Below are 6,263 nucleotides of genomic sequence, written 5' to 3'. Positions count from 1 at the left end.
CCCCCCCCCACGACAGGGGGAAAACTGTAACCCATGTATCCGGTTCAAAGTGTTACCCATCTTTCAACTGGACACCGGCAGGGCGATGAGGGGCGGCGCCGAGATCGATAATTAATCTCAAGTGAGGCTACCGCGCGCCGGAGGAGGACGTCATGACCATAGCTCAGGCACCGGTGGCGCTGCGCCGGCCGATCGACGGACGCCACCGCAAAATGTTCGTCGATGGGGCCTGGGTCGACGCCCGCTCGGGCAGGACCATGGAGACCCGCAATCCGGCCACCGGCGCGGTCATTGCCACGGTGCCGCGCGGCGACCGCCAGGATGTTGAGCTGGCGGTGGCCGCAGCGCGCAGGGCCTTCGACGGGCCGTGGAGCCGGTGCAAGCCCTATGAGCGGCAGGTGCTGCTGCTCAGGATCGCCGATCTCGTCGAAAAGCACTGGGAGGAGATCAGCCGCTCGGACACCACCGACATGGGCATGCCGATCGTGCGCACCCTGGCCAACCGCAACCGCGTCATCGGCATGCTGCGCTATTACGCCGGCATGGCGACGTCCCTGCACGGCGAGACGATCGAGAACTCGCTGCCGGGCGAAATCGTCTCCTTCACGCGAAAGGAGCCGGTCGGCGTCGTCGGCGCCATCATCCCGTGGAACGCACCGACGGCGGCTTCGATCTGGAAGATCGGACCGGCGCTGGCGACCGGCTGCACGGTGGTGCTGAAACCATCGGAAGAGGCGCCGCTGACGCCGCTTCTGATCGCCGACATCATGAACGAGGCCGGCGTTCCGCCAGCCGTCGTCAACATCGTGACCGGCACCGGCGCCGAGGCAGGCGCCGCCCTTGCCGACCATATGGGCGTCGACAAGATCGTCTTCACCGGCTCGACGGCAACCGGCCAGTCGATTGTCCGGGCGTCTGCCGGCAACCTCAAGCGCGTCTCGCTGGAGCTTGGCGGCAAGTCGCCGGTCATCGTCTGCGCCGACGCCGATCTCGACAAGGCGGTGCCGGTGGCGGCGATGTCGGTGTTCGCCAATTCCGGCCAGATCTGCATCGCCGGCTCGCGCCTGTTCGTCGAACGCTCCATCCATGATGAATTCGTCGAGCGGCTGGCGACCTATGCCAAGGGTCTCAGGATCGGCGACGGCATCGATCCGGCGACCGAGATCGGCCCACTCGTCTCCGAAAAGCAGCTGCAACGGGTCGCCTCGTATCTTGAGGCCGGCACGGCGGAGGGGGCGACCCTCGTCACCGGCGGTCAACGCCTCATGGAGGGCGCGCTGGCCGCCGGCAATTTCGTCGCGCCGACCGTCTTTGCCGATGTTTCGGACGACATGAGGATCGCGCGCGAGGAGATCTTCGGGCCGGTGATTTCGGCGCTGCCGTTCGATACGCTCGATGAGGCGGTCGAGCGGGCCAACAACACGCCTTACGGTCTTGCTGCCGGGGTCTTCACCCGCAACGTCGCCACCGCCCACCAGCTGTCGCGAAAAATCCGCGCCGGCTCAGTCTGGGTGAACACCTATCACGCCATCGATCCGGCCGTGCCCTTCGGCGGCTACAAGATGAGCGGCTACGGCCGCGAGGGCGGTGCCGAGCACCTCGACGAGTATCTCAACACCAAGGGCGTGTTCATCAAGATCGATTGAGCGATCCGCCGAATAGGCCCTGAAACGAAAAGCCCGCCTCGGCGGCGGGTAATCATCGGCACGAACATGCGGGGATCAAGCGCGCATCGCGCGCTTGATCCCGTCAGGCGGGGTCAGATGACGAACAGCCAGTTGGCGAGCAGCATCACCACGACGCCGGCAATCAGCGTCAGGTAGGGCAGGATTCCCGCTTTTCTGACCGCGAGATCCGACGACGTCATGCCAAGGTCAGCCAGCATATGGTCGGGGAACTTTCCCTTGTCCTGGATGTAATGCCTGAAGCAGAACACCGGGATGATGAGGGCAGCCGTGATCAGTCCTGCCCACAGCGCCATCGGGTTCCAGACCTTTGCCCCGGCGCCCATGAAGATCATGTTGACATAGGCAAAGATGGCGCCGAGGCCGAGCAGCCAGCTCGGCGCGCGCCATGGCCGCGCGATATGGCCATTGTCGATGCGGTGGATCCAGCCGGCGTTGAGGTTGAGGAAGTTGAAGATGATGTAGCCGCAATTCGACACGGCGAGGATGAAGAAGAAACTCGTCGCGTCGGCCGAGGCGATCGCCAGCACGGCCAGGTTGAAGATCAGGTCGGTCCACATCGCCCGCGTTGGGGCGCCGTGCTCGTTGACATGGCTGAGATAGCGGGGCAGCCAGCCATCGACGGAGCCTTGGTAAAGCGTGCGCGAGGACCCCGCCATCGCCGTCATGATGCACAGCACCAGTGCCAGGATCATCAGCATCACCAGCAGGCTATGGATGAGCTGTCCGCCGCCGACCATGCCGGCCAAGGCATCGGCAACACCGGAGCCGTCGACGATCGGGGTGGCCAGCATGCCGTTCAAGCCGAGCACGCCCTGGAAGGTGAACGGCACCAGGATGAACAGCAGCATGCACAGCAGGCCGGAATAGAAGATCGCCTTGAAGGTGTCGGTGCCGGGATTCTTGAACTCGGACGTGTAACAGACGGCTGTCTCGAAACCGTAGGTCGACCAGGCGGCGATGAACATGCCGCCGAGAACGAGCGTCCAGCCGGCGATGTTCCACGCCCCGGGCTCCGGCGCGTAGGCGGCCGCCAGCGGCACCAGTGGCGAAAAATTCGCCCAGTCGATCTGGCCGGTGACGATCGGCACGACGCCGACGATCAGCATCGGGATGATCACGAACAGGCCGATATATTTCTGCACGTTGGCCGTGCCCAGGATGCCGCGATGCTGGATCGAGAAGATGATCAGCATCAGCACCGCGCCGATGAAGAAGGTGGCGTTGAAGGTGAAAGAGACCGGCCCCAACGTGTGACTGTAGAGCGTCCAGTTGCGGATCGCCGGCGTCGCGGCCGCGCTCACCGCCGTGATGGCGTCGGCGGCACTCGTTCCGGCATTAGCCGCGATATAGGCAAGGACTTCCGGCGAGGTGTCGGTAAACAGCGGCACCGGCGCCAGCGCGTTGAGGATATAGGCGGCGGCGATAGAGCAGCCGAGTGACAGCACCGGCGACCAGGCGAACCAGTTGCACCACACTGAAAGCGGCGCGATGAACTTGGAATAACGCAGCCAGGCGGTGGCGCCATAGATCGAGGCGCCGCCGGACTTGTTCGGGAACAGGCCAGCGATTTCCGCATAGGTGAAGGATTGCAGGAAGCCCATGATCATGGACACGGTCCAGATCAGGAAGGCCAGCTTCCCGGTCGTGCCGGCAATGCCGCCGATCGAAAACAGCACAAGGGCGGGAACGCCGCTTGCCACCCAGAAGGCACCGCGCCAATCGATGTTCCGGTGCAGCTTTCCTTCGGCAGCCGGCACCAGGGCAGAGACTATCGTGCTCATTTGCGTGAATTCCCCATTTTGATGTTCCCCATCGGCGACAGTCGACATTTCGCGATGCGTCATCGACGCACGCGTTGAACGACCTCAGGCGTTTTCCGCTCAGTAGTATTTTTTTCTTGGGAGTGAAGATCGACGCGTCACGCTTTCACGTCAAGCGTTTTTGTGAAGCTGTGCACATCGCAGATGTGGGACACGCTCTTGCCTTCTCCCCTTGTGGGAGAAGGTGGCCTCGTGAAGCGAGGTCGGATGAGGGGTGATCCAGCTTGGCACCGACAGCATTCCGTCCAACACCACTCTTCCGTCTCGGCGCTGCGCGCCGCTCCACCCTCTTCCACAGGGGGGAGAAGGCAAGGGATGCTGCCGTCAGGAGCGCGGTCTGGCCTTTTGCGGGTCGTAGTGCGCGAAGGCGACGACGCGCGCCGGCAGCCGCTTGCTGTGGCCGTCGAGCTTGCCGATCTCGACCTCGGTACCAATGGCGGAATGGGTGACGTCAAGCCTGGCCAGCGCGATGTTCTTGTTGAGCAGCGGTGAGCGCATGGCGGAAGTGACCTCGCCGATCTGGGCGCGGCCGACATGGACGCAATCGCCATGGCCGACCGCGACATTGGCGTCGATGTCGAGGCCGACCAGTTTCCTCTGCGGGTTTTCCCTGCGCCGGATCAGCGCCTCGCGGCCGATGAAATCGTCGGTCTTGCTCTTCAGCGGCACGGTGAAGCCGATGCCGGCCTCGAACGGATCGGTCTGGTCGGAAAATTCATAGCCGGCAAAGATCAGCCCGGCCTCGATGCGCACCATGTCGAGCGCCTGCAGCCCCATCGGCTTCAAGCCGTGCGGCTGGCCGGCCGCCCAGATGGCGTCGAACACCTTTTCGGCGTCGCGCGGGTGGCACCAGATCTCGTAGCCGAGTTCGCCGGTGTAGCCGGTGCGCGAGACGACGATTGGAATGCCGTTGCCGCCGCCGATGCGGGCGACGGCGAAACGGAACCATTCGAGCTCCTCGATCGACGGCTGCAGCGGCGAGGTCCAGATGATCTCCTTCAGGATGTCGCGGCTCTTCGGTCCCTGCACGGCGACATTGTGCATCTGGTCGGTCGACGAGCGCACCAGCACGTTGAGGCCGAGGCTCGTCGCCGTGTCGCGCAGCCATTCGCCGGACAGATCGTCGCCGCCGACCCAGCGGAAATTATCCTTGCCGAGTCTGAGCAGCGTGCCGTCGTCGATCATGCCGCCATGCTCGTAGCACATGGCGGAATAGACCACCTGGCCGACCCCGAGTTTTTTCACGTCGCGGGTCAGCGTGTATTGCAGCAGCGCTTCGGAATCCGGGCCGGTGACCTCGAACTTGCGCAGCGGCGACAGGTCCATGATCACGGCGGTCTGCCGGCAGGCCCAGTACTCGTCGATGGGGCCTTGTCTGGCGAAGGAATTAGCCAGCCAATACCCCCTGTACTCGACGAAGTTGCGGGTGTGCTTGGCAAAGCTCGAATGAAATGATGTCTCGCGGGTCATTTTCGGTTCCGAATCGGGCGTCATGCGTCTGGTGATCGCTCGCGAGAATTTGTGCTGGCCGGAATAGGTCCGCACATGGATGTCGGTCAGGTTCCAGCCATTGGCCGGCGTCGTGTCGTCGGGACAGGCGGACGACACGCAAACGATGTCGGTAAGCGCCCGCAGCAGCACATAGTCGCCCGGCCGCGACCATGGCTCGTCCGACACCATGACGCCATGCGCGTCGATCGCCGTATTGAAGAAGAAATTGATCGCCATCCAGCCGGCGCGAGGAGTTACACCCTGATCGGCGAGCGCTCGGTTGAAATTCTCCGAGCAGTTGGGATGACCGGGATAGCCGATGTCGTCGTAATATTTGGCGGCGCAAGCGAGCGCGAATGCATCGTGCCGGCCGCAGGTGTCCTGCACCACCTCGACCAGCGGCTCCATGTCCTGGTCGTAATATTTCGAATGCAGGCCTGGCACCGGATAGCTCGAACCCATCAGCGTGCGGGTCGTCGTCACGTCGAGCGGATGGTCGCGTCCCTTGTCGAGCTTGCGCGCCGAAAAGCACTGGAAGTCGGTGCATTGCCGCCCGTCGACATCGATGATCTGCAGATAGTCACCCGCCCTGACGAAGTAGGCTTCCGCGGTCGCCGAATGGACGCGCAAATCGAGCACCGGGTCGGCCAGCGGGTCGCCAAGCCTGGACTTCGCCGCCGGACGGATCGTGGCACGGCGCACGATGACGCCGAGCGGCGTTGCAGTGTCGTGGCCGTCGACCGGCATCGGCCCGCCCGGGGCGGCGATCAGCATCGAGGCGTCGCGCGCGACGGCAAAACCCTGTTCGGTGCCGGCAGGGGTGGCGCCGCCGAAGATGCGAGCCGCCTTTGGCTGATCGAGCTGCACCTGGCGTCGCTCGAGCCCCCGGCGCAAGGACGCGAGGCTGTCGTCGCCATTGGCCAGCAACGCCTTGATGCCGGCGGCATTGCTGTTCGATTTCTCGCCGAAAATGCCGGCATCAGTCACGCCGCTCTTGTCCCATGCCAAGAGCTCGCAGGCTTGGCCGCCTTCGACGTTGCGTACGATGATGGTATCGCCGGCCTCGACATCGATGAGCACCGCGCCATTGCCTTGAACGGAATAGCGCTCCATGCCGGCGGGCAGCGCGATCTCGCCGGGCCGCAGGATCAGGCTCGGCCGAGGCGGTCCGGCAGCGACGGCGGGGTAGGGCGACTGGCTCATCTCGACCCGGGTCTCAAGAAACAAGTTTGCCTGTCCGTAAAATTATTTTATCAGCAAGAAT

At 63.9% G+C, this 6,263-nt stretch carries 3 protein-coding genes; 1 reads left to right on the top strand and 2 read right to left on the bottom strand.

Features of this window, described 5'->3' with window-relative positions; translation table 11 throughout:
* Nucleotides 1-152 precede the first annotated feature (152 nt).
* Nucleotides 153-1,646: an aldehyde dehydrogenase family protein gene (locus AC0L2C_RS02225; protein WP_128245532.1), complete on the top strand. Its 1,494-nt coding sequence runs from the start codon at nucleotides 153-155 to the stop codon at nucleotides 1,644-1,646.
* Nucleotides 1,647-1,759: 113 nt separating this feature from the next.
* On the opposite strand, the gene AC0L2C_RS02220 is transcribed toward AC0L2C_RS02225, so the two are convergent.
* Both AC0L2C_RS02220 and AC0L2C_RS02215 read right to left on the bottom strand, forming a co-directional pair.
* Nucleotides 1,760-3,469 (bottom strand): APC family permease, encoded by a 1,710-nt coding sequence (locus AC0L2C_RS02220; RefSeq protein ID WP_287209992.1) that lies wholly within the window; start codon nucleotides 3,467-3,469, stop codon nucleotides 1,760-1,762.
* 363 nt (nucleotides 3,470-3,832) lie between these two features.
* On the bottom strand, nucleotides 3,833-6,202 hold the full coding sequence (locus tag AC0L2C_RS02215) for a DUF1989 domain-containing protein (protein ID WP_473522610.1): 2,370 nt from the start codon (nucleotides 6,200-6,202) through the stop codon (nucleotides 3,833-3,835).
* Between the last annotated feature and the right edge of the window lie 61 nt (nucleotides 6,203-6,263).

It is taken from the genome of Mesorhizobium sp. WSM4845, assembly GCF_055811455.1.
This window is presented reverse-complemented; position numbering and strand designations above follow the sequence as displayed.

Coding starts and splice junctions, on each gene's coding strand:
- AC0L2C_RS02225 (WP_128245532.1), top strand. CDS start 153: ATGACCATAGCTCAGGCACCGGTGGCGCTGCGCCGGCCGATCGACGGA.
- AC0L2C_RS02220 (WP_287209992.1), bottom strand. CDS start 3,469: ATGAGCACGATAGTCTCTGCCCTGGTGCCGGCTGCCGAAGGAAAGCTG.
- AC0L2C_RS02215 (WP_473522610.1), bottom strand. CDS start 6,202: ATGAGCCAGTCGCCCTACCCCGCCGTCGCTGCCGGACCGCCTCGGCCG.